Origin of the sequence: endosymbiont of Galathealinum brachiosum (assembly GCA_003349885.1) — a bacterium.
In the GTDB taxonomy this organism is placed as follows: domain Bacteria; phylum Pseudomonadota; class Gammaproteobacteria; order SZUA-229; family SZUA-229; genus SZUA-229.
In genome coordinates this window covers 465550-486215 of record QFXC01000008.1, presented here as the reverse complement: position 1 = coordinate 486215, position 20666 = coordinate 465550, and the positions used below count along the sequence as shown (strand labels likewise).

Annotated in this window: 20 protein-coding genes; 16 read left to right on the top strand and 4 right to left on the bottom strand. The window is 36.8% G+C overall.

Translation table 11 applies throughout. The annotated features are described in order from the left end of the window. The first annotated feature begins 169 nt into the window (after positions 1-169). Genes DIZ80_08230 through DIZ80_08220 form a run of 3 tightly spaced genes read left to right on the top strand, consistent with a single transcriptional unit; the run spans position 170 to position 1299 of the window. Complete coding sequence (locus DIZ80_08230; protein RDH84109.1) at positions 170-664, top strand: hypothetical protein; 495 nt, start codon at positions 170-172, stop codon at positions 662-664. 11 nt (positions 665-675) lie between these two features. Then, the gene (locus DIZ80_08225) at positions 676-1092 is read left to right on the top strand and encodes a hypothetical protein (GenBank protein RDH84108.1); all 417 of its coding nucleotides are present in this window, start codon (positions 676-678) and stop codon (positions 1090-1092) included. Between the two features lie 18 nt (positions 1093-1110). Further along, positions 1111-1299 carry a hypothetical protein gene (locus DIZ80_08220; protein RDH84107.1) on the top strand — a complete coding sequence of 63 codons (189 nt, stop codon included), beginning with the start codon at positions 1111-1113 and terminating at the stop codon, positions 1297-1299. 59 nt (positions 1300-1358) lie between these two features. Here the strand turns inward: DIZ80_08220 and DIZ80_08215 are convergent, their stop codons facing one another. Next, positions 1359-2255, bottom strand: coding sequence for a LysR family transcriptional regulator (locus DIZ80_08215; protein RDH84106.1), 897 nt, complete (start codon positions 2253-2255; stop codon positions 1359-1361). Positions 2256-2471: 216 nt separating this feature from the next. Here DIZ80_08215 and DIZ80_08210 point away from each other — a divergent pair, with 216 nt between their 5' ends. After that, positions 2472-2999, top strand: a complete 528-nt coding sequence (locus DIZ80_08210; GenBank protein RDH84132.1) for an NADH-quinone oxidoreductase subunit F — start codon at positions 2472-2474, stop codon at positions 2997-2999. After that, positions 2996-3382: a hypothetical protein gene (locus DIZ80_08205; protein RDH84105.1), complete on the top strand. Its 387-nt coding sequence runs from the start codon at positions 2996-2998 to the stop codon at positions 3380-3382. The genes DIZ80_08210 and DIZ80_08205 overlap by 4 nt, the downstream gene beginning before the upstream one ends. 191 nt (positions 3383-3573) lie before the next feature. Here DIZ80_08205 and DIZ80_08200 read toward each other — a convergent pair whose 3' ends face one another. Together DIZ80_08200 and DIZ80_08195 are read right to left on the bottom strand one after the other, a co-directional pair. Beyond that, a complete protein-coding gene (locus DIZ80_08200; protein RDH84104.1) occupies positions 3574-4263 on the bottom strand; it encodes a pilus assembly protein in 690 nt (229 codons plus the stop codon). Between the two features lie 22 nt (positions 4264-4285). Then, positions 4286-4810: an NADPH-dependent FMN reductase gene (locus DIZ80_08195; GenBank protein ID RDH84103.1), complete on the bottom strand. Its 525-nt coding sequence runs from the start codon at positions 4808-4810 to the stop codon at positions 4286-4288. Between the two features lie 125 nt (positions 4811-4935). Here DIZ80_08195 and DIZ80_08190 point away from each other — a divergent pair, with 125 nt between their 5' ends. The 6 genes from DIZ80_08190 (at position 4936) to DIZ80_08165 (ending at position 12150) form a co-directional block, all read left to right on the top strand. Further along, positions 4936-5850 (top strand): LysR family transcriptional regulator, encoded by a 915-nt coding sequence (locus DIZ80_08190; protein ID RDH84102.1) that lies wholly within the window; start codon positions 4936-4938, stop codon positions 5848-5850. Between the two features lie 142 nt (positions 5851-5992). Further along, a complete protein-coding gene (locus tag DIZ80_08185; protein RDH84101.1) occupies positions 5993-6220 on the top strand; it encodes a hypothetical protein in 228 nt (75 codons plus the stop codon). Between the two features lie 20 nt (positions 6221-6240). Beyond that, positions 6241-6798 (top strand): hypothetical protein, encoded by a 558-nt coding sequence (locus DIZ80_08180; protein ID RDH84100.1) that lies wholly within the window; start codon positions 6241-6243, stop codon positions 6796-6798. Between the two features lie 195 nt (positions 6799-6993). Continuing rightward, the gene (locus tag DIZ80_08175; GenBank protein ID RDH84099.1) at positions 6994-8010 is read left to right on the top strand and encodes a hypothetical protein; all 1017 of its coding nucleotides are present in this window, start codon (positions 6994-6996) and stop codon (positions 8008-8010) included. A 37-nt stretch (positions 8011-8047) separates the two neighbouring features. After that, positions 8048-9922, top strand: coding sequence for a hypothetical protein (locus DIZ80_08170; protein RDH84098.1), 1875 nt, complete (start codon positions 8048-8050; stop codon positions 9920-9922). Positions 9923-9981: 59 nt separating this feature from the next. Beyond that, the gene (locus tag DIZ80_08165; protein ID RDH84097.1) at positions 9982-12150 is read left to right on the top strand and encodes a hypothetical protein; all 2169 of its coding nucleotides are present in this window, start codon (positions 9982-9984) and stop codon (positions 12148-12150) included. A 20-nt stretch (positions 12151-12170) separates the two neighbouring features. On the opposite strand, the gene DIZ80_08160 is transcribed toward DIZ80_08165, so the two are convergent. Beyond that, complete coding sequence (locus DIZ80_08160) at positions 12171-16322, bottom strand: hypothetical protein (protein RDH84096.1); 4152 nt, start codon at positions 16320-16322, stop codon at positions 12171-12173. Positions 16323-16590: 268 nt separating this feature from the next. Here DIZ80_08160 and DIZ80_08155 point away from each other — a divergent pair, with 268 nt between their 5' ends. The 5 genes from DIZ80_08155 to DIZ80_08135 all read left to right on the top strand — a co-directional run bounded on the left by DIZ80_08155 (position 16591) and on the right by DIZ80_08135 (position 20607). Then, positions 16591-17148: a hypothetical protein gene (locus tag DIZ80_08155; protein RDH84095.1), complete on the top strand. Its 558-nt coding sequence runs from the start codon at positions 16591-16593 to the stop codon at positions 17146-17148. Between the two features lie 27 nt (positions 17149-17175). Beyond that, positions 17176-17784, top strand: coding sequence for a hypothetical protein (locus DIZ80_08150; protein ID RDH84094.1), 609 nt, complete (start codon positions 17176-17178; stop codon positions 17782-17784). Between the two features lie 42 nt (positions 17785-17826). Next, the gene (locus tag DIZ80_08145) at positions 17827-19182 is read left to right on the top strand and encodes a hypothetical protein (GenBank protein RDH84093.1); all 1356 of its coding nucleotides are present in this window, start codon (positions 17827-17829) and stop codon (positions 19180-19182) included. Further along, entirely contained in the window at positions 19179-20036 is an 858-nt protein-coding gene (locus DIZ80_08140; protein ID RDH84092.1) for a hypothetical protein, read from the top strand. Before DIZ80_08145 ends, DIZ80_08140 begins: the two co-directional genes overlap by 4 nt. Before the next feature lie 70 nt (positions 20037-20106). Next, positions 20107-20607: a hypothetical protein gene (locus DIZ80_08135; GenBank protein RDH84091.1), complete on the top strand. Its 501-nt coding sequence runs from the start codon at positions 20107-20109 to the stop codon at positions 20605-20607. Positions 20608-20666 lie beyond the last annotated feature (59 nt).

Sequence of the window (20666 nt, the reverse complement as noted above, 5' to 3'; positions counted from 1 at the left end):
TTTGTCACCGACCCCTTTAATTATCATTTGTCACCGACCCCTTTAATTAATATTCTTTTTTGGAATAACTAATATTCAAACGCTCTGTATTATCATCATAGCAAATCTGGCTTAATCTATTTCATGACAATCACATTAAATCTGTTTAGATACATATGGGTACTTAATCATGAAAGAGAATACATTAATACAGCAGGTTGATCAGAATGAACTTCGCGTTATGCAATTTTGCGTAATGTTAATGCTGCTAACTGGTTTTATATTAAATCAATGGGAGGTTATTGCTGCTCAGGTCGTTATATTTTTATTAACCGTTATTTCTACATCACTCAATCCGTTTATTCTACTTTATCGTTTTATTTTAAGGCCGTTAAATATTATTAACTCTGACTATCGTGAGGATCACTTACAGCCTCATCGGTTTGCTTCTTCGATAGGTTTTTTTGTATCTTCCTGTTCAGTTTATTTTCTTATTACGGGGAATGATGTCATTGGTTGGGGCTTAAGTGTGTTGATTGTTATTCTTGGCGTATTTGCTTTATCCGGGTGGTGTGCGGGGTGTTTTTCCTATTACATGATTAATCGAATCGGATTAAAGGGCTTCTTTAAGTATTCGCCTGTTAATGATTCTTTCCCTGGTGCTCGTCCACCAAAGAATAAATAAGTTGTAAAATTATGGATACTTTTGATCGATTAATTTTTGTTGTTTTTACTATAGTCGTTGTTTTACAGCTGTTTTCAATGATGAGAAAACGCCAGTATAAAACAGCCCGTTCTAATATTAAAAACGAGGTTTCTTCACCCGTTAATACTCCACAGGTTATTTATTTCTGGTCGCATCAGTGTAACCAGTGTAAGACAGCTCAAAAACCTGCATTAAATCGGTTGCATAAACTACTGGGTGATTCGAGGCTTATGATAACTTCTGTGAATATTAATGAAAATCCTGAAAAAGCGAATTCATGGGATGTGAAAACGGTGCCGACAACTTATGTTTTAGACGTAAAAGGAAAGTTGCGGTTTATTAATAATGGACTTACTTCTGAACATAAAATTTTAGAACAGCTTCAATCAATTCAAGTAAAAATTTAATATAGTGAGGTATAGAATATGACTGCTCAACGAATGGTTTTTTTAACGGCTGCTGGCCTGATTTTTTCAGGTACCTGGTTAAATGGTGTTAATTATAATAATTATGGTTACTGGATGCTTTATGGAACTGCGGGCTTGTTGTTTTTTGCTTTTTTAACGGGTATTTGCCCCGGTTTACTGTTCTGGAAAAAAATTGGGTTTAAATAAATCTGCTATAAGTAAAAGATGCTGTTTTTATATCAGTATCTTTTACTGCCAGGGCGAAATTAACTATTTTCATATGCTTTGAAGCGGTCTCTTAAAAATGAAATAAGACTTTTTACTTTCTGAGGTACAAATTTTCTTTCTGGGTATACCGCATTTATATCATATGAGGATAATTCAAATTCTTTAAGTATAACTTTTAATTTTCCCTGTTTAATATAATCTTTTGCGGAATATAACATCATTGTTGATATGCCCAGGCCGGAGACAGTCGCTTCACCAATCACGTCAGGACTGCTGGCTCTTAAGCGTCCACTCACGGTAATTTTTTCTGTTTTTTCCGGACCCTTAAATACCCATTCAGTTGTAGCATTTGATAAAGAATAAGTAATGCAATCATGATCTGTCAGATCAGATGGTTTCTCTGGCTCACCTCTGGTAGATAAATATTCAGGACTTGCAACTGTGACTCTTGGGCTGTTGCCAATTTTTCTTGCGATTAAACTGGAGTCCTTCATAGGGCCAACACGTATGGCGACATCAACACCTTCTTTTACTAAATCGACATATCGGTTTTCTAAAATTAAATCCATTTTAAGTTTAGGGTACTGATTAAGAAAATCCCACAGGAAGGGTACGATATAAATCTTCCCAAAAGGCTCAGTTGCGCTAATGCGAAGTGTTCCTGTTGGTTCTGACTGACTCTGGCCAACACTGGCTTCTGCTTCTGCAATATCTTCCAGAATACGACAGCAGTATGCAAAATATTCCTGGCCTTCTTCAGTTAAGTGTAACTGGCGTGTACTGCGATTTAATAGTTTCGTGTTCAGGTGTTGTTCTAATGAAGCTACCAGTTTACTGACTGATGATTGAGACTGATTATTTTCTCTTGCGACAGCAGAAAAACTGCCGGCCTCTACAACGCGGCGGAATACCTTCATCGATTTTAGAATATCCATTATGGCTTCCTAGTTATTCTTAATTGGAATAGATGTTATTCCAATTCACCTAATTATAAGTTATTTGGGAATAGTATAGCATCTATAGACACTGATAAGCACACCATAGGAATACTAGACATGAATACACAAGTATCAAAAAACAGCACAATTTTAATAGAGGACTCAATTGGTACGGATCCCGATTCCTGGTTTGAGAAGAAATTTGAAGAACACATGCAGAAACATGAAGACAGTAAAACGCCTTCACTAGCAATTGTTGTAACGAAAGGCTCCCTTGACTGGGCTTACCCTCCCTTTATTCTTGCTTCTACGGCCGCGGCTCTGGGTTGGGAAGTTGAGCTGTTTTTTACTTTCTATGGTTTAAGCCTGCTTAAAGAAGACCTTGATCTAACAATTACGCCTATGGGTAATACCGCAATGCCAATGAAAATGCCATTTGGACCAAACTGGTTTCAGGATATTAACTGGAATATACCAAATGCGATGGCAACTAATATGCCGGGTTTTGAAAAAATGGCTACATCATTAATGAAGCAAACGATTAAAAATAATGGTGTTGCGAGTATCAGTGAATTGCGTGAGTTGTCTCTGGAGGCTGGTGTGAAAATGGTAGCCTGCCAGATGACGGTTGAATTATTTGGTTGGGATACAGATGAATTTATTCCTGAAGTAGCTGACTGGGTTGGCGCAGCATCGTTTCTACCAACAGCACAGAAAAGTGACGTTACGTTGTTTATATGAATACGCAAACGGTCATTAATCTGTTAGGTCGTGAGCTTAAAGTTGAATACAGTAAACTGGCAAGTAAGCAATTATCTAATTTACCTGAAATTGTAAATTTAGAAATGGAGTTGCAGTTTAGTTGTATGATTAAGAAACGTGTTTTTCAATCAATGAAAGGTCTGAGCGATAATGCAGTGAAACTGAATGAAAATATGTTTCTGTCTTTTAAACCGATAACGACCAATGTTTGCGCACCTAAAGATGTGGATATTCACAATCATGAATCTATAGAGATTTTTGATATAGAAAATCCAGAGCGATTTGTACCTAACTGGTTGTTAATTGATTATCAAAAGGGTGAGTGGTGTGGTGAGTTTGGTTATGATAAAGCTACAAGATAATTAGCACTGTTAAGGCACATAACCCTCGGGGATAGACCGCCGTTTTCTGGCGCTCTGTCCCCTTATTGATGCCATCAAGAGTTGTACGGAGTAATTCATAGTTTTATTTATTTTATCGGAATTACCACAGGGGACAGAGCTCAAAAAACGAGATCCATCCCCGGGAATTTCAATTATATGAATTTTATGTTTTATTCAAAGTGTATAATAATTAATTGTGTATCAGACTGTGCTTTGAATTTTATTGATTCACCGCGTATTAAATCACCATCGACAACAGACTCTCCGTTAAGCAGACCGTTACCCCGAGTAATATAGGCTAAAAATGGTTTATTAACTTCTATCTGTTGTTCATTTCTCAACACGGCAATATCCAGTTTTGTTTTAGCAGGGAAGTCTGCTTTATCGTTTTCATCACCTCCATATATACGTGTTAATTCACCAGTTAATGGTGTATACACTTTGTAATCAGTTGGTTGTCCTGCAACTTCGGGCAATACCCAAAGTTGAATCAAGCGGTTCCAGTCATCATCCGGATTTACTTCATTGTGAGAGAAGCCTTCACCACCAGCACGTTGTATTTGCACATCATTTTTTGTTAAATTTTTTCCGTGTTCAAGGGAGCCTTCATGTGAAATGTTTCCATCAACCATAACGGATATAACATCGACTTCATGATGACTGTGCATGTGCGTTTCACCGTGTGGTTTGAAACGGGCATCAGCAAGATATATAAAATTACCCAGGCCATTAATTTTTCCCGGCCAGCTTCCATCAATATTTGCCTGTGGTCCAAATAATTCAGGCTCTTTTATCAGTCGGTGTTCTCTTAAACCCGCGAATCCACCTTCGTTCAAACTGTCACGTTTTAAAATTTCCATAACATTCTCCTGTAGATTATTTTCAGATTAAGTTGTTTACCGCGGTTATTAATCTTTCGTTAATCTCATCATTAATAATCTTTCCCTGTTCACTATCAAAGTTTTCATAAAAATCTGGAACCGAGAGACTGCCTTTTACGACTCCATCGAAAAAAGGGGCAGACGAAATTGCGGTTGCCAGAACGCTTGATGCTCCACCGGGTCCTGGTGAAGTAGCGAGCATTACAACAGGTTTATTCTGAAACACTTTCGGATTAACACGGGATGCCCAGTCAAAAATGTTTTTATATGCCGCAGTGTAAGAGCCATTATGTTCTGCGAAAGCGATAATCAGGGCATCACTGGTGGCAATCTTATCTATAAATTTTTTTGCTAAATAGGGTTGTCCTAGTTCGAGTTCTTTGTCTTCACTGAATAAGGGCAGTTCATAGTCGTTTATATCGAGTATCTCAATATCAGCGTTATCTAGCTGACTCGCAGCATAACTCGCAAGTTGTTTGTTGATTGATTTTGAGCTGCTGGTTGCGGCAAATGTCAGTATTCTCATCTCTGTCTCCAGTCTGGTCTTATATGTTTGTTTGGTGTTAATTAATAACTTATAAACAGTTTAATTTATTAATAACTACGCATAAATATGCTATATAGAAAGACATTGTTTCCGTTTAGGGTGTAATGGTTGGGAAAATGGTAGAAAGAGTCGCAAATATCGATCTGTTAGATGGTATGGCAGTGTTCGTAGGGGTGGTTAAGGCCGGTTCATTTACCGCAGCTGCGCATGCGCTTGGGCATAGTACTTCGTATGTGAGCAAGGAAGTTACCCGGCTTGAAAAACGACTGGGTAGCCGATTACTAAATCGAACGACACGTACAATTAGCCTCACTAATGCGGGCCGTGCTTATTACGAACGCTGTAATCAGATTGTGATAGATGCTCAGAATGCCGAGCGATCTATTAACCAGTTGCAGGAAGAGCCGAGTGGATTATTACGTGTTAATGCACCCGGCAGTTTCGGTTCTAAATACCTGCTTGATGTTTTGCCAGAATTTATGCACCGTTACCCTGATATTAAACTTGAGGTTGAGTTTAATGATCGACTGATTGATGTCGTTGCTGAAGGTTATGATGTAGTGATCAGGGTCGGTGAAATTAAAGACAGCAACCTGATAGCGCGAAAATTCACTTCATCACGATCGGTTGTTGTTGCTTCACCTGAGTACTTGAAACGTAGGGGCACTCCACAAAATGTTGAAGAATTAACTCAGCATGACTGTATTGCTTACTCCTTATTACCTGCACCCACGCAATGGGTATTCAATAAAGGCGGTAAACGTAGCAGTGTAACGATCGAAGCACGGGCAATGTGTAACAGCGCTAATATAGAAATTGCAATGGTAATGAAGGGTATAGGTATAACACGCGTGCCGTTATTTACCTGTGAAAAAGAAGTAGACAGTGGTGAGTTACAGGTTATTTTAGATGATTACGATCATATCAAATATGATGTGTATGCTGTGTATCCACATCGCCAGTACCTTACCGCTAAAGTACGTGCTTTTGTTGATTTTGTAGTAGATGCTTTTGAGTGATATTTTATGTTCTCTCTTTAAATCTAACAATATTGAGTGTACATTCTCATATGATATTTCTGTATGCTTAAGATGGATTATTCGCTTAATAACAGATAAGTAATTTAGTCAGTTGAATTAATAAACCTGTTGAGGAAGAAAAATGGAAAAAAATAAGAATATAGTGATGCTTGGTCTATTCTCTATTTCAGTTTTTGCTTTAAGTGCATGCTCCGGAGAGATGTCCTGCGAAGAAATTAAAGTGGAATATGGAGAGGAGCGAGATTCAATCAGTGATAATGACGGGAGTATTGATGATTATGATCGAATTTATAAGCTTTATACTAAAAAATTCTCAGATGCTAAATGTCCGGGCGCTATCACTAATTAGTTATTCGCTGAAAACAACGTATGAATGAAGTAAATACAGGGGGCTTAAAATCCGGATTTTTATTATTCGTATTTCTGTTTTTACCTATAAATCTTTATGCTGCGGATAGTGTTGAAATACCCAGGCTGAAACAGGTCGAGCCTGCAGCCGAGATAAGAGCTGGTAGTGTTGATCTTCATTTTGACAGGCTTAATATTTCTACTGATGGCTTAATGGGTTGGGAGCTGTTGCATAGCTCAGTTGATTCTGCTGCACATTATCTGCTTATCTCATTAATTTATTCATCCCTGCCTGAAGGGGGGCGCGGGAGGTGCTCTGCAGGGGAGGAACATAGTTTAATCTGGATTAGATTAAATGAGAATCATGAAATAAAAAATTCTAAAGAAGTCGTTTATAGTTCATGTTTACTTGGGCTTGAGATTGATCAACCAGAGGGCCTTGTTCCGCCACTTCGTAAGCAGGATTTAACAAATGGTCTCAGGCTTGAATCAAGCTATATTAGCTCGGACGTATTATTAAGGATTCGTTATGAAATAACCCGTCCAGGTGATGGTTTAAACATTAGTCAGCATAATTAAGTGAAACAGAAGGTGATGAATGCTACAGACAGCTGCTCTGTCGGTAGTTAAATTATAATCAGCAGCTTTAGATTAATATTAATCGTGTTAATATCAGTCAGCAAAAAAATCACTTAAAAACAAAAATATGGTCGTTCGATGGTAAATATAACGATAAGAATATTATCAGTACTTTCTTTTTTTCTTGCAGGGTGTATGTCTCTGCCAGATGATTCTAGCCTGGATACACCTTCTAATTCAGAGAATATGATCAAACTTCCCACTGGATTTAGTGATGTATGGATAGCTACTCAGGGGCTGCCGTTAAAAATTAACTGGCTTAAAGAGGGCAGGAGTAAGTATGAATACGGCAAGATGTTTATCTTACCTTATACCCTGACAAGTTTGCCTTATAGTAATACTGAAGAATCAGAAGAGTGGGTTAAATATATTAATAAAACCTACTCGCCTCAACCCGCCTGGAAATATAATGATGCACGTAGAATGGGGCATTATAAATGTATGAGCTTATCAGCAGCTACGGTCATCAACTGGCATACAATAGATTCTGGTAAACCCCTCGGGCGTTATACGTCCTGGCTCAGCGGAAAAGAGGAGCAGGGTTTTGATCATCGTATTATTGATGCCGTTTATTATGATAAAGCAGGTCAGGAAGCGTTTAAAGAAACGTATCCATTATTAACACTTGAAATGGATCCGATAGAAGGCACCCCCATTTCTTATGGTATGCCCGCGTTTTCCCAGATTATTTCTCTGGCATCAGAGAGTCAGGACGTTAAAGTTATAAAAGTTGCTGACCCCAGTTTGCCAGGTGTAAGTCATGAGATGGATCTAACAGGCATTCCAAAATTAAAAACAGTAAAAATATTTGATTATAAGCGCTCTTATAAAGTGCGTGAAAACAGTGAAGAGCATACGAAAATGCTTAAAGATGGTTTACATAAATACGGACCACTTTTTGCTGGTATTCGGGTGCGCTTTGCAAGCAGTGGAGGCGTTGTTAGTGATAGCTCTGTAGGTAAGTTATCAATACCTGATATGTCCGGACATGGCGTTGTTATTATCGGTTATGTAGAGCAGGGAGATGAAACCTTTTTCATCTATCGTGAAACTTTCGGAAAATATGATTACACGTCTTCTCAGGGTGGACCATCATATCGAAGTTATCCAGCGCATGCATTTAATGAAGCTTATGCGTTTGAAAAGATATAAGTATTGATAAAACTGTTAAATTTCTGGAAAGCTAATTATGCGAAAATTATTAATTATCCCGTTTCTATATTTATTGCCAATATTATCCTATGCAAATGAGTCCCTCTATGTTCTTGATATGGGAAAACAAATGGTGCAGGCATGTTCTGCAAGTAAGGAAACAGTTTTATCATCTGCAAAAGCTATTCTGGCTTCAGATATAGGTCAATTATCATTAAATAATAATGAACAGAAAGCCTCCTTATTATTTTTTGACGATTTGAAGAATACTAGAATTGATAATATTGAATCTAATAAAAAACGTAATAAAATTATTAGTAAAGCAGTCAATACTACAAAACCGACTGTTTTAGCTGATTTACTTCAGTTACTTAATAATAATATTGCGGGTCAGGTTTTGAATAAACCTGATAATTTAATTATTTATACATCAAATACCACGTATCAACTTACCGATCTTTTAACTGATGTAAAAATGGTGCCTGATGGAGTCGGCACAACAGAAATTAAATTATTTTCATCAGAACCACTTTTACCTGACTCTTTCTCACCAGCTGAAAATATAAAAATAAGTTTTTATTCGTGCAGAGAACAGGATGGCTGGAAATTATATCTTCAAATGCTTGAAAAAGAGGTTGCCGGATATGTCTCAGAGTTTACTGGATATCCTTTAAATCTTTTAACAGGGGCAAGCCGGTTTAATCATGATCTGGGTTTAGGCAGTTTCGAGGCCTATCAGTTACAGGCTGAAGTTGTCGAGAACTATCGTCTTGATCCGCCAATGAAGGTGGAAGTTAATACAGTAAATGATTTAGTGAAATATATTTCACAATCACAGTTAAATAAAGGGCGGGTGACAGAAGATGGAGATGAGATTCGCAGTAGAGGCGGTGAAGCAGTAGAACCTGAGGAGTCATATGTACAGACTGTTTTTTACGCTACAAATCGTACTGAGTCGACTGAAACAGATCTTATTTATAGTGGGCAGAGAGACTTATCAGGTTCTCCGGTTAAATATGGGGTTTGTAATGTTTCAATACCTAAAAATCATAAAAAAGGAGTGATTGAAAAACCATTAATGGGTTTGAAGTTTTTTCAGGATCCTAAAAAACATGTTTATATCAGCTCTGTAGAGAAACTCGTCCCGACAGAGTTTTTTGAAAAAATAAATACACATTTAAGCGATTCTGATAGCAGTGATGATATGCGTGAAGATATTGTTATCTTTATTCACGGTTTTAATGTGAAGTTTAAGAATGCGGTTATTAGAACTGCTCAGCTGGCTTATGATACGGGGTTTGAAGGTGTTCCAATGTTGTTCTCATGGCCGTCAGATGGCGAGCTGTTTGAATATATGTCAGACAGAGAGGATGCTACATGGAGTGTTCAGCATGTAGAAGACTTTCTTACGGATATAGTTGATAAAACGGATGCAAAGCGTATTCATATTGTTGCACATAGTATGGGGCATCAGGCGTTAATTGGTGCGTTAAATCAAATGGCTTTAAAACGGGGTGAAGAAACAGCGCCTGTTTTTGGAAATATAATTTTTGCTGCTCCTGATTATGATGCTGAGTTATTTAAACACCAGATTGCACCGAATGTTGTAACGCTCGCTGAAAACTGGACTTTATATACTTCAGAGAAAGACGCGGCGCTTAATATTTCTACAACATTCAATAGTATAAAACGACTAGGTTTGCCGGTTACTAATGTGGCCGATATGACAGTGGTTGATGCAAGTGATATTGAGGTGACGCCGTGGAGCGTACCTGAATTCCATTCTTACTATGCAACTAAGCAGAATGTTATTGATGATATTATTAAAACATTACGTGGAATTAAGCCTGAAAATAGAAAGCTAAAAGCGATGAAGCAATCTCAGTATAAGTACTGGCAAATACTTCAATAGTTTTTTCTATATGTTTTTGTACGGATATTGTTATAAGAGTTATTGCTAAAGGTAGTTATATGTTTTCAAATTCTAAATATGGTAAGTGCAAATTGGGTAACCAATGGTCATTGCTTTTATGTTCAATTTCTCTGATGTTTTTGAGTTTATCTGTTTCGGCAAAAAATCTTGAAAAAAATACGGATAAAAAAATCACCGGAAACCGTTACGCTTTATTAGTTAGTGTATCGAAATACCCAAACCTTAAGAAACATATGCAACTCGTTGGCCCCGAGCATGATGCTGAACTTGTTCATGCTTCGTTGATTGAGAATGGTTTTTCTCAAAATAATATAACAGTACTAGCCGATGCGGATGATATAGAAGGAGCAATAACGCCAACGTTATCTGCCATAACAGGTGGATTCGATCAGTTGGCTGATAAGGTGTCCACCGGAGACTTCGTGTATATACATTTTGCTGGCCATGGCTCTCAGCAGCCGGCTAAATCAAATGCGGGGTTAGACGCAGAAGCTGATGGTATGGATGAAATATTTCTACCAGCTGATATTGAAAACTGGAGTTATGAAATCGGTGCGGTTAAAAATGCACTTGTTGATGATGTCGTAGGAGAAAAAATAGCAGCTATTCGTGATAAGGGTGCATTTGTCTGGATTGTGTTTGATAGCTGTCACTCAGGCACGATGACACGCGCTATTAATATTGAAGAAAAAGATCGTCGTATATCACCCATGGATCTAGGTATACCCGTATCCGAAATCGATAAAGCTGAAAAGCAGGTAGTAAAAACTAGAGGTGCACCAAAATCTGAATTACCACTGGATAATGTTATTGCTAATGATGGAGACAAACGCGGTGGTCTAGTTGCATTTTATGCGGCTCAAACAACAGAAACCACACCTGAAATGCGTTTGCCAAGAGGGCATATTGATCGTCAGACGCATGGTTTATTTACCTACATTTTAATGTCTGTTATTGCGCAAAATCAGGGTATTACTTATCGACAGGCATCACAGGAAATACTAAATCGATACAGTGCATTTAATCGTAATAGCCCAACACCATTATTTGAAGGTTCAGATCTGGATGCGGTTGTTTTTGGTTCAGAATCTGTCTCAGAAGTTAAACAGTGGAGACTTAAAAAAGAGTCTAAAAAATTAACTTTAACGGCTGGTACTTTACATAATGTAAATGAGAATTCTATTCTGGCAGTTTATCCCGGACCTACTTCTAAAGATGAAGAAGTTTTAGGTTATGTTAATGTTAATAAGTCTGGAGTATTGAAAAGTTCGGTTGTTGCAATTGAGCATAATGGAAAAAAAGCATTAAGTCGTAAAGATATTCCAGCTGGTGCATATTTAAGAATGGCGGTACCGGCCATATCGATGAAGCTAACCGTGGCTTTACCCGATGAGCCTGGTAAGGCTCTTAAAACGGTACTAGATGAGTTTAAAAATGATAAAAATACGGGGTTACAATTAAACTGGGTAACTGAGAAAGAAGATGCTGATCTGCGGATTTATCAATATAGAGATCGTGTATTTATGTTATTACCATCTGCTCTGTTTGATAAATCGCATGTTCTTGATACACCATCTATTTCCATAGAAGATAAAGACTTTAAATCTCAGTTATTAGTTAATCTTTCTCGTGTCGCAAGAGTTACCAATCTAATGCGATTGTCTACGCAGTTAGGTAAAGTAAAACAGGGTGCAGGGCAGGTTGAGTTAAGGGTAACTGTGAGTCACCGTAAGAGCGATGAAACAGAAATTTTTGATAGCAGCACTATGCCTACGCTCAGGACGGGTGATAAAGTTGCACTAGAAATTACAAATACTTTTAAAGTGCCTGTTGATGTTACTTTATTGTTTGTCAGTAGTGATTACGGAATTGAAACAGTTTACCCGTATGAGGCTAATGAAATAAATCGTATTGAAGCGGGTAAAGCATTAGTTGTGCCCGGTTTTAGTATTGATGCCAGTTCCTCAAGAGGACTAGAGCGGTTAATTATGATTGCAGTACAGGCTGAACCCAGTTCTCCTTCTTCAGATTTTACTTTCCTTACCCAGTCAGCCCTCGAGAGAACTCGAGGTACAGTTTCACCATTACATGGTTTGTTTGAGCAGGCTGGTTTTGGGAAAAATAATACGCGTGGAATTAGTAGAGACCCGGCGGATAACTTACAGCGCGGTACTATGACTGTTTATAGCTGGGTTACAGCGCATTAATACATAATACGTGCATATGTTTAATATATGGAAAAGTCCTGATCTAGATTGTTGTTACGTGTTGTAGGTTTCTGTTTTCCATTGGTCAAGCGGGAAACTTCATTATAGGTATAATTTCTTAGCTCAGATATTGATACATTACCATCTTTATCAGTATCAGCTGCTTTGTCTCTTAATGCTTTAATTACAGTGGCAGTAAAAACACCATTTTTAATGTTCGACCTTTCAAATGCATATTCCTGTCCACCAGCTGCGCTGATAACAATTGTGCCTGTTGATGAACGTAAGTCTACAAATGATTTTTGTAATAATTCAAAAGAAACATTAAGATCCCGGTTTTTACGTTGAGACTTCTGTCTCTTAATGCCCCTGGCTTTTACGCCTTCAGGCAGGTTTGTGTTTGAAGCAACCTGGGTTACCTCGCCTGAGTGACAGGTATCAAGCATAAGAAGTTTTTTTCTGGAGGGAATACCATCTAATAAACTCGTTACCTGAGAATAGGGCAGGCCATTTTTCTGTGGGCTAAATGGATCAATGTCAGTTGTACCGAAATAATAATTGTCTTCTTTATCCAGGAATCCATGTCCTGCAAAAAACACGATTACGTTATCTGATGGTTTGCTTTTCATCAGGAAGTTTTTCGCCTTGATAATGGTATCTACTGTGACATCTTTATCCAGAATTCTCTTCGTGGTTATTTTGTTAAACTGCGTGCTATTACTAAATAATTGTTTAATATCATTAGCATCTTTGCTGGCATAATTAAGGTCAAGTTCGTCATTAATATAATCAGAGACACCGATGGTTAGTACATAAAGGTCAGGTTTTATTTCTGTTTCTGGCATGTTATACGTAAGAAATTGTGATTCAGACTGCATGCCCTGAGTGTTCACTACATAAGCTTTTATTTTGTTAATACCGGGGGTAAGGCTTAAGTCTATTGTACCTTCTGACTTATTAATGTTTTTTCCCTGTGTGCCGTATACAGGTATTTGATTAACGAGTATATGTAAAATAGAATTATCTTCTGCATTTGCGGGTATGTTATTTAAAGAGTAAGTTAGCTTAATTTTACCCTGATTGATGGTATTGTCCGGGCCGCTTAGAGAAAACTCAGGGGCGTTTTGGTTTGTAGGTATGACTTCTGGTTTGTTCGGGTGACGTGCTTTACGAAAAGCAACCATTTTGCGCCATAAATTTCTGGAAGTTTCATCACCAGTACCAAGACGTTCTAAAATAATATCCGGTCGATTTAACCAGAAATCATATTGAGTATAATCAAATATTTCATCGCCATTTAAGAAGCTGGATTGATGTAATGCTTTAGGTGTGGACCAGTAGTAACCGTCTGGCGAGTTAATAATGAATTCGCCATTTATATCAACAGTAACAGTTGATATAAGTTTTGGTTGTCGTTTACCTATGTCGTTTTCTATATAAAACTGGTATAGATTGCCCTGTTCACTGTGTTTAAACATGCCGTTTGTTATATCGAGTCTCCATAGTTTTATTGTGCCATCTGTTGCAGCGGTAACCATGGTGTTTTTGTTTAGGGATAAAATGTTTGTTATCTTTCCATCATGAGCATAAATTTCTTCTTTAATCAGGCCAGAGCTTATGTCGCGTATGATTATTTTACCTGAGCTTGTGCCGCTCCAGAGCTCTCCGTTTTCCGAGCTGGCTATTACATTATTGTCTGCCCATATTGGCATCATTTCATTTATTTCATCCCCCATAATAGAAAACTGCTGAATAACTTCTATATTAGCGTTGAAATAAGGGGTGTTGCCTCGTAGCCCAGAAACAAAAAAGGTATTTGAATTTCTATCAAATAAAATAGAGTTCTTTGCAGATGCGTTATAATACGGAAGGTCCAGAGTTTTGTTGTTATGGGGTAATGAAAATATACCTTTGTTCAGTCGGGCTACTAGTTGAATACCTGTTTCATCAAATACCTCAATTTCATGTACATTCGAGTCAAACTGGTAAAGTTCTCTGGTTTTTTTATTGTTCAAATTTATCTGAAATATTTTATTATCACGGGCATAAATAAAATATTTTTCTAAAAAGACATAATCATTTATTTTAAATTCAAGTGGAATGTTGCTCTGTGGGTCGGCCGTATTAAAAAGAAAGCTAAAACCATTAAGTTCAGCTATTACCCAGCCTGAACTTGATATATTTATTTTTTTTACAGGTACCTCAAGGGGGAGGTCAGTTACCTGTAACTGATCAAGATCCAGAACATATGTTTTGGGGTTGTTGTAGGATCCCGTTGTGAAAATAATATTTTTTTCTGATTCTTTTGTGATGTTGTTTATAGGAAAGGTTTTTCTCTTAATGGTGTCTATTGTTTTTCCATTATCTTTATCGCGTATAATAATTTTTCGGTCTGTAATATGTTCTTCTCTATAGTCCTGGTTGAAGATCAGGTTGTGTTTTTTAGATACAGAGGATCCGGGCATATAAGCGAGTCTAAATTCATGTTGATCTATTGGGTTTCCTGTTAAATCATACGTACCGATATCGGTTAAAACTTTTTTATCTTCAATAAAATCGACATTGCTAGTATAGGGTAAATGATAGTTCGTGTTCGTCTTATAGTTTACTATTCCGCAAACTGCGGGTGAGTTTGAACAATATGCTACAACAGGTTCATCAGGGTGTATTTGTATTTTTTTAATCGTGGCTTTATCTTTATTTAAGTGTAATTTTTGTATGTTGGTTTCAATTTGTATGGGTTTGTCAGATTCATCAAGTTCTACGTTAACCTGATTGCAATAACTGGTATTAAAATCTGTTTTGCAGCCATCTGTATCAATACTGATGTGATGAATGTATAGTTTGTTTTGATTGTCAATGGTGACCATTCTGCCATCAGGGGCAATTGATAAAAGTACAGGTGTTGAATGTTTCAGTTTTTTTCGACTTAAAGTATTATAACCCGGGTTCCAGATTTCTATTTCATATTGGTTATTTAAGGTTATTGGGTATAAGCCGATTATATCGCTACTTTTAATTTTTCGATCAGTGTCGAGGTCTATATTATTAACGCCTCCAAATGTCTGGTATTTACGACTTAGTTTTAACCAGGACTTCATTAATCTGGAATCCTGAGAAAGAACATTTATTACTTTTTCATTATCTGATAATAGTAATTTGTCGCCAACAGCTTCTATCGTGTTTAATGTTTTTCTCTGATTTAAATCCCAGAATGTTAACCAGCTTGTGTTGGTGCCGCGCTCTTCGGTGAGAAATATTAATTGACCGAGTTCGTCTGAGAATTTCATTCCTTTAATTTCACCACTTGGCTGTAGTGCAGGAAGTGGGCGGGGTGATATTGTGCTTATAGGGTATTGGGGGTAACTATAAGCTCTCGATATGTACTCTGTTCGATGATACTTAATATCATCTGATTGCGTATCTGCATTACATTCAGCGGTGAAGTTTACCGGTCTACCGTTTTCCTTTATAACCCAGAATGTATATTTGCAGTGACCTAATGTTTTTCCCGCTTTGTACGTGGTATTAGCGACAAATTCAACGACTTCCTTTTCCCACATTAATCGAACAGCATTTAATTTGATTGTACCTTTGAACCCAAAAAGGTATTTTGATACTAATTCAGTTTCCAGTTCAATATCTTTATTTAATGGATAATCACGAGTTGATATTAGAGATACAATAGACTCAAAGTATGAGTTTCCTGTGGCTATTGAAGTGATCGATTTTTTTTGTTCTTCAGTCAGGGTTGATGTTTTAGTCTCGTCTATGGGCTCTATAATAATCTGATCATCATTAAAGTAATATCGCACCATAACTTTATGTAACTTATCATCTTTATAGGCCTTTTTTGGGTTAGCCCTTGGTTCACTGGTTGTTTTGCTCATAGGAATTAAAAGAGACCACTCATCATGCTCAGTTATCCTTTTTTCTTCAGGAATATGTGCCCAGTATCTAACCCACACAGATTCACTATGCTTGACCATTTGTTCTTCTTTAGTTCGTCGCCCTCGTTCATTGTGTATGTAGTTGTTTGTAATGATAACTGATTCACCTGAAGGTAAATCAAAGCGGGGGATGGTAACGGCCTGACTTGATGTGATAAAAGCTATACAGGATGAAACGATAAGAATTAACTTATGTGCTAAGGTTAATGATGGGTTTTGCATATAAAAATTGTGTCCTGTACCAGCAGCTTATAATTTTCTAGTTAATCGTTTTAGGGTTATATTCCGATTATATTATTAACGATTAGTATGTTTAGATCTATTGTATTGTATCCTGTTAAGTCTATATCATTGATGCTGCTGTGAAAAACAACTATTATAAGACCTGAATTATCGTTATATCATAATAATTGTTGTTATCATATATACCGCTATGATCAGTATAAAGAATTTATTTTTTAATTAGTGTTTCGTAATATAGAGTGGTTTAGTGGAAAAAGATCAGGATTTTGTTGAGGCAATTAAACAGGGCGGCAAACATAGGCAGCGTGCAATTACCCTTCTATTTAAGCACTATTCCCCGCAGTTCTCCCGATATTTTCGACGCAACAGAATAACAGAACCGAATGTTGAAGATATTGTTCAGAACACCTTTGTCAATATCGTTCGGGGCATAAGTGGTTACAGGGGAGATTGTCCCCTTAAAAACTGGTTATGGACGGTTGCACGAAATACCATGCTGACATTTTTTCAAAATCCGAGTCATAAGTTTCAAATACAGGAAGAAACGGATATTGATGATATTGAAGTGAGTCATCTTACAAATACCCCTGGAACACTGGAAGACTGTGTGACTCAGGCTCTGGATGATTTTTCAAAAGACCATCATGACCGGGCAGAGGTTGTTCGACTGGCTACAATAGAGGGTTGGTCATCTGATGAGCTTGCAAAATTTATTGGGCGTACGTTAGGTGCTACCAGAGAGTATATTTCTCAGTGCAAAAAAAGATTCAATGTATATCTGCAGCCTTGTAAAGACTATCTGTAATGCCTGGACTATTGGGTTAATTAAACTGTGACAGACAATAAAAACATATCAGACAAAGACAGACCAGATGAGTGGTGGGATGTATTAACAGGCAGGTCTGTTGATGCGTCTGATATTGAAAAGAATGCTGATGCTCGGGCTCTTAGAGAAAGTATTCTTGATTCTGTGAAAGAAGATGATCTGGAATCTTCCAGTGATGAAGAATTACAGAGATTATTATTTCGTATGCGTAAAGAAGGCCTGTTAGAGTCAGGTTTGACAAAACACAGAAAAACAATTGCTCTTAGTCTGGTTGCTTCAGTCTTACTGGCCTTTGTGAGTATTCAATTAATCTTTTCGCCATCTAATACGAACGATATGGCTATTCAGGTTTTACTGAATGAAGATTATATGGTTATGCGTGATATCAGTGAAGGGCAGGTAAGAACGGTTTCAGACCCTGAGGCTTATGCTGCTGCACTTAAGACTGTTCTTGAAAGTAATGGACTGAGTGTTAATGTTACAAAAACAGAGTTAGAAATAGTCGTAGTGTCTAAGATAAATGAAGGCGCTAATAAAGACCTTATTAAACTGTTATCAGATATACAGTTGTTTGTGCCGGAAAACGGTGTATTAGTGTTAAAGATCAGGAAGTAGAGTATTTACATGTATTTAGTAAGAAACGTAATATTTTAAGTTATGTCTATTAATTTTGATAATCTAAACTTTAAATCGATTACCAGAAACATTCTAATTGGGATTTTTCTGGTAATTTTGATGCAATACAATAAAGATTTATCGCTTGTAAAAGCTCAACAGGAAATAGGCATGGATTTCATGATGCAGATTTCCGCAGGTACCTCTGTGCCTGATGGTATTACACCATATGTGATGCTGGATATAGATAGTAAAACGTATCGATCATGGGATGAGCCAGTGTTAACGCCTCACGATAAATTGATAAAACTTATCAATTATTCCGTTAAAGGTGGGGCTGTTATTACAATCGTTGATATTGATGTAAGTGTAACAAGTGAGAGAGACTCAACGGAGTTATCAAAATATTTTGTAAGTCTGGCTGAATATCTGAGCACTAGTAAATCACAGCATGTTTTCCTGATGAAAACCTTTAAAGAACGAATTGATGGTGAGTCTCCTCAATACCGACTTCAGCGAAGCTCTGAATTAGATGAGATTGTTTCTTCTTCGGATTATATACACTGGACATCTCCTTTATTTGAGCTCGATACTGACATGACGGTGAGACGCTGGAGGCTTGTTGAAAAAACCTGTTTCAATAATACGCCTGTTATTATTCCATCTGCTCAGTTATTGGCATACGCATTAAAGAACGAAACAGACACGGGTGTCATCTATAAAAAGTTATCAGGTTTTCTTCCTGATAACTGTAAAGAGTGGCAAGGTTTGGTATCAGATAGCATAAAGTTTGGTGATGCAACTGTAAATTTAAATAGTGATAAAGTGCTCAAACGCATAATTTATGAAATGCCATGGTCCTATCAGGGTGATTATGCGTACCCCTATACGTCCGTTGTTCAAAACGGTAATGAAGTTAGCGTTCCCCTGTTTACTGCATTATCTGCAGGTATAATCGCTAATTCAACTTCAAGCGTTGATGCTTCCATTGTAAATAACAGAAATGTAATTATTGGCGCGAGTTATCCCGGTAGCAGGGATGTATATTCTACGCCTCTGGGTTTAATGCCCGGATCTGTTATTGTTTTAAATTCACTTCACTCATTAATAAGTTATGGTGATATAAAACCGGTGTCAACCTGGATGATATTGCTGGTAAATATAATTCTGATATCAATTATTACCTGCTTATACAGTTTTATTTCACCGATTGCAGCTTCATTGGTGTCGGGTTTGTTAACGGCAATTGTAATATTACCTGCAGGTATGCTGCTTTTCAAAGATGGCATCTGGTTAGACTTTGCAGTTCCATTAATTGTTGTGCAAATTGTAGAGGTTCTGGCGCGAGCTGAAATGCTCTGGTTAAAATATAAAGATAAACAAGATGATAATGTATGAGTAACAAAATAAAACTGTTTATTAATAATGTGTTTAAGGTTGTATCTTTTTTATTATTTACCGTGAATGTAGCTAGTGCTCAAACATATCAGGTTGGCTGGATTCAGGAAATAAAGAATGTTGATGAAAATGCTTATTTAATAAGAGGAGGTAAAAAAATAACCCCCGCTTTATTAATGCCTGTTTTTAATGAAGATGTAATTCATGTCGATAAGAAGGGTTCGGTAGATATTCAGATAAATAAAAATCTTGTCAAAATACAGAAAAATAATAGCCCGTATAAGGTATCACATACCGTTGAACAGGCAACTGTTCATTCCAGATTATTAGGTTGGGCATCTACATTTTTTGATGATGACGATGGTGAAACGATGTTAAGTACGGTGAGTGCCGTATCAAGGTCTGTTGATGCGATTGATGTACCAATCTTTGGGTTTTCAACGCAAAAGATATTACAGCGTAAAGAGCTCGCTTTTATCTGGAGAAATGGTAAGGCTCCTTTTCATGTGATGATTCAATCCCAGGATACAGCAGAAGTTTTAATAACAAGAGACAATATTACTTCAAATGAAATTAAGCTAAATATTTCAAATCTTAAAGTAGGGCGGTATAAATTTATATTAAGTGATTCACAGGTAGAAAAGGAATTTTTATTTGATCTGGTATTACCTGATGAAGCGCCTTTGATTTCAAGGAATATTCTCTGTATGAATAAAGTGCAATGTGAATTATTTCTGGTTCTCGAATTATTGCAGAAAGGACAGGACGAATGGTTAATGGAAAGTTATCAGGTGGTAAGTCAATATGCAGATGGTAACTTCATGGCGTATAAAATTAGAGAGCAGTTAAAATAGATTTTCAGGTAGATACTATGAGCTATCCTGATTTCAATGTATTCAATTAAATAAATCGGTAATAAGTATTATGAATAAATATAATGAACCTTCTTTTAAACTAATTATTTTAACCTGTTTAATGTTGTTCGGTGTAATATCATGTGCAAATATATCATCAGTTAAAGAGCCTCCTAAAGATATTAGTGGTAACGATTATCATATCAATTACATTGATTCTTCTGTTTTTGATAGTCAGTTTACCCAGCTTCTCACTGGAGAGGCAAATAGTGTCTCTGTAGAAGTTATGGGGGATATATCGATTAATAACATACCTGAAAGATTAAATAGCTGGTTAGAAAATTCAACTATGAATGGATCAACCGTTACGATGGTTGATTCAAGAGATGTTGAAAAAGACAGGGGATTGCCTGGTAAGGTATTACAGCTGATTTATGAATATTACAAAGAATATCAAAGTAACATCAAATATGAATATGCGGGTCATTATGATATTGAGTTAATTTATAACAAAGAAACAGGCTCTATTAAAAATATCAACTATAAATTCAGAGATGATATTGAGTATTAGGTGCCGTCTGAAACTTAAATGTGTAGTCATATAAAAAATTTGCAATTCGCCTGTTATGG

What these genes read in the sequence shown, in the direction of transcription:
- DIZ80_08230 (RDH84109.1), top strand. Translation starts at nt 170, where the DNA reads ATGAAAGAGAATACATTAATACAGCAGGTTGATCAGAATGAACTTCGC.
- DIZ80_08225 (RDH84108.1), top strand. Translation starts at nt 676, where the DNA reads ATGGATACTTTTGATCGATTAATTTTTGTTGTTTTTACTATAGTCGTT.
- DIZ80_08220 (RDH84107.1), top strand. Translation starts at nt 1,111, where the DNA reads ATGACTGCTCAACGAATGGTTTTTTTAACGGCTGCTGGCCTGATTTTT.
- DIZ80_08215 (RDH84106.1), bottom strand. Translation starts at nt 2,255, where the DNA reads ATGGATATTCTAAAATCGATGAAGGTATTCCGCCGCGTTGTAGAGGCC.
- DIZ80_08210 (RDH84132.1), top strand. Translation starts at nt 2,472, where the DNA reads ATGCAGAAACATGAAGACAGTAAAACGCCTTCACTAGCAATTGTTGTA.
- DIZ80_08205 (RDH84105.1), top strand. Translation starts at nt 2,996, where the DNA reads ATGAATACGCAAACGGTCATTAATCTGTTAGGTCGTGAGCTTAAAGTT.
- DIZ80_08200 (RDH84104.1), bottom strand. Translation starts at nt 4,263, where the DNA reads ATGGAAATTTTAAAACGTGACAGTTTGAACGAAGGTGGATTCGCGGGT.
- DIZ80_08195 (RDH84103.1), bottom strand. Translation starts at nt 4,810, where the DNA reads ATGAGAATACTGACATTTGCCGCAACCAGCAGCTCAAAATCAATCAAC.
- DIZ80_08190 (RDH84102.1), top strand. Translation starts at nt 4,936, where the DNA reads ATGGTTGGGAAAATGGTAGAAAGAGTCGCAAATATCGATCTGTTAGAT.
- DIZ80_08185 (RDH84101.1), top strand. Translation starts at nt 5,993, where the DNA reads ATGGAAAAAAATAAGAATATAGTGATGCTTGGTCTATTCTCTATTTCA.
- DIZ80_08180 (RDH84100.1), top strand. Translation starts at nt 6,241, where the DNA reads ATGAATGAAGTAAATACAGGGGGCTTAAAATCCGGATTTTTATTATTC.
- DIZ80_08175 (RDH84099.1), top strand. Translation starts at nt 6,994, where the DNA reads ATGTCTCTGCCAGATGATTCTAGCCTGGATACACCTTCTAATTCAGAG.
- DIZ80_08170 (RDH84098.1), top strand. Translation starts at nt 8,048, where the DNA reads ATGCGAAAATTATTAATTATCCCGTTTCTATATTTATTGCCAATATTA.
- DIZ80_08165 (RDH84097.1), top strand. Translation starts at nt 9,982, where the DNA reads ATGTTTTCAAATTCTAAATATGGTAAGTGCAAATTGGGTAACCAATGG.
- DIZ80_08160 (RDH84096.1), bottom strand. Translation starts at nt 16,322, where the DNA reads ATGCAAAACCCATCATTAACCTTAGCACATAAGTTAATTCTTATCGTT.
- DIZ80_08145 (RDH84093.1), top strand. Translation starts at nt 17,827, where the DNA reads ATGTCTATTAATTTTGATAATCTAAACTTTAAATCGATTACCAGAAAC.
- DIZ80_08140 (RDH84092.1), top strand. Translation starts at nt 19,179, where the DNA reads ATGAGTAACAAAATAAAACTGTTTATTAATAATGTGTTTAAGGTTGTA.
- DIZ80_08135 (RDH84091.1), top strand. Translation starts at nt 20,107, where the DNA reads ATGAATAAATATAATGAACCTTCTTTTAAACTAATTATTTTAACCTGT.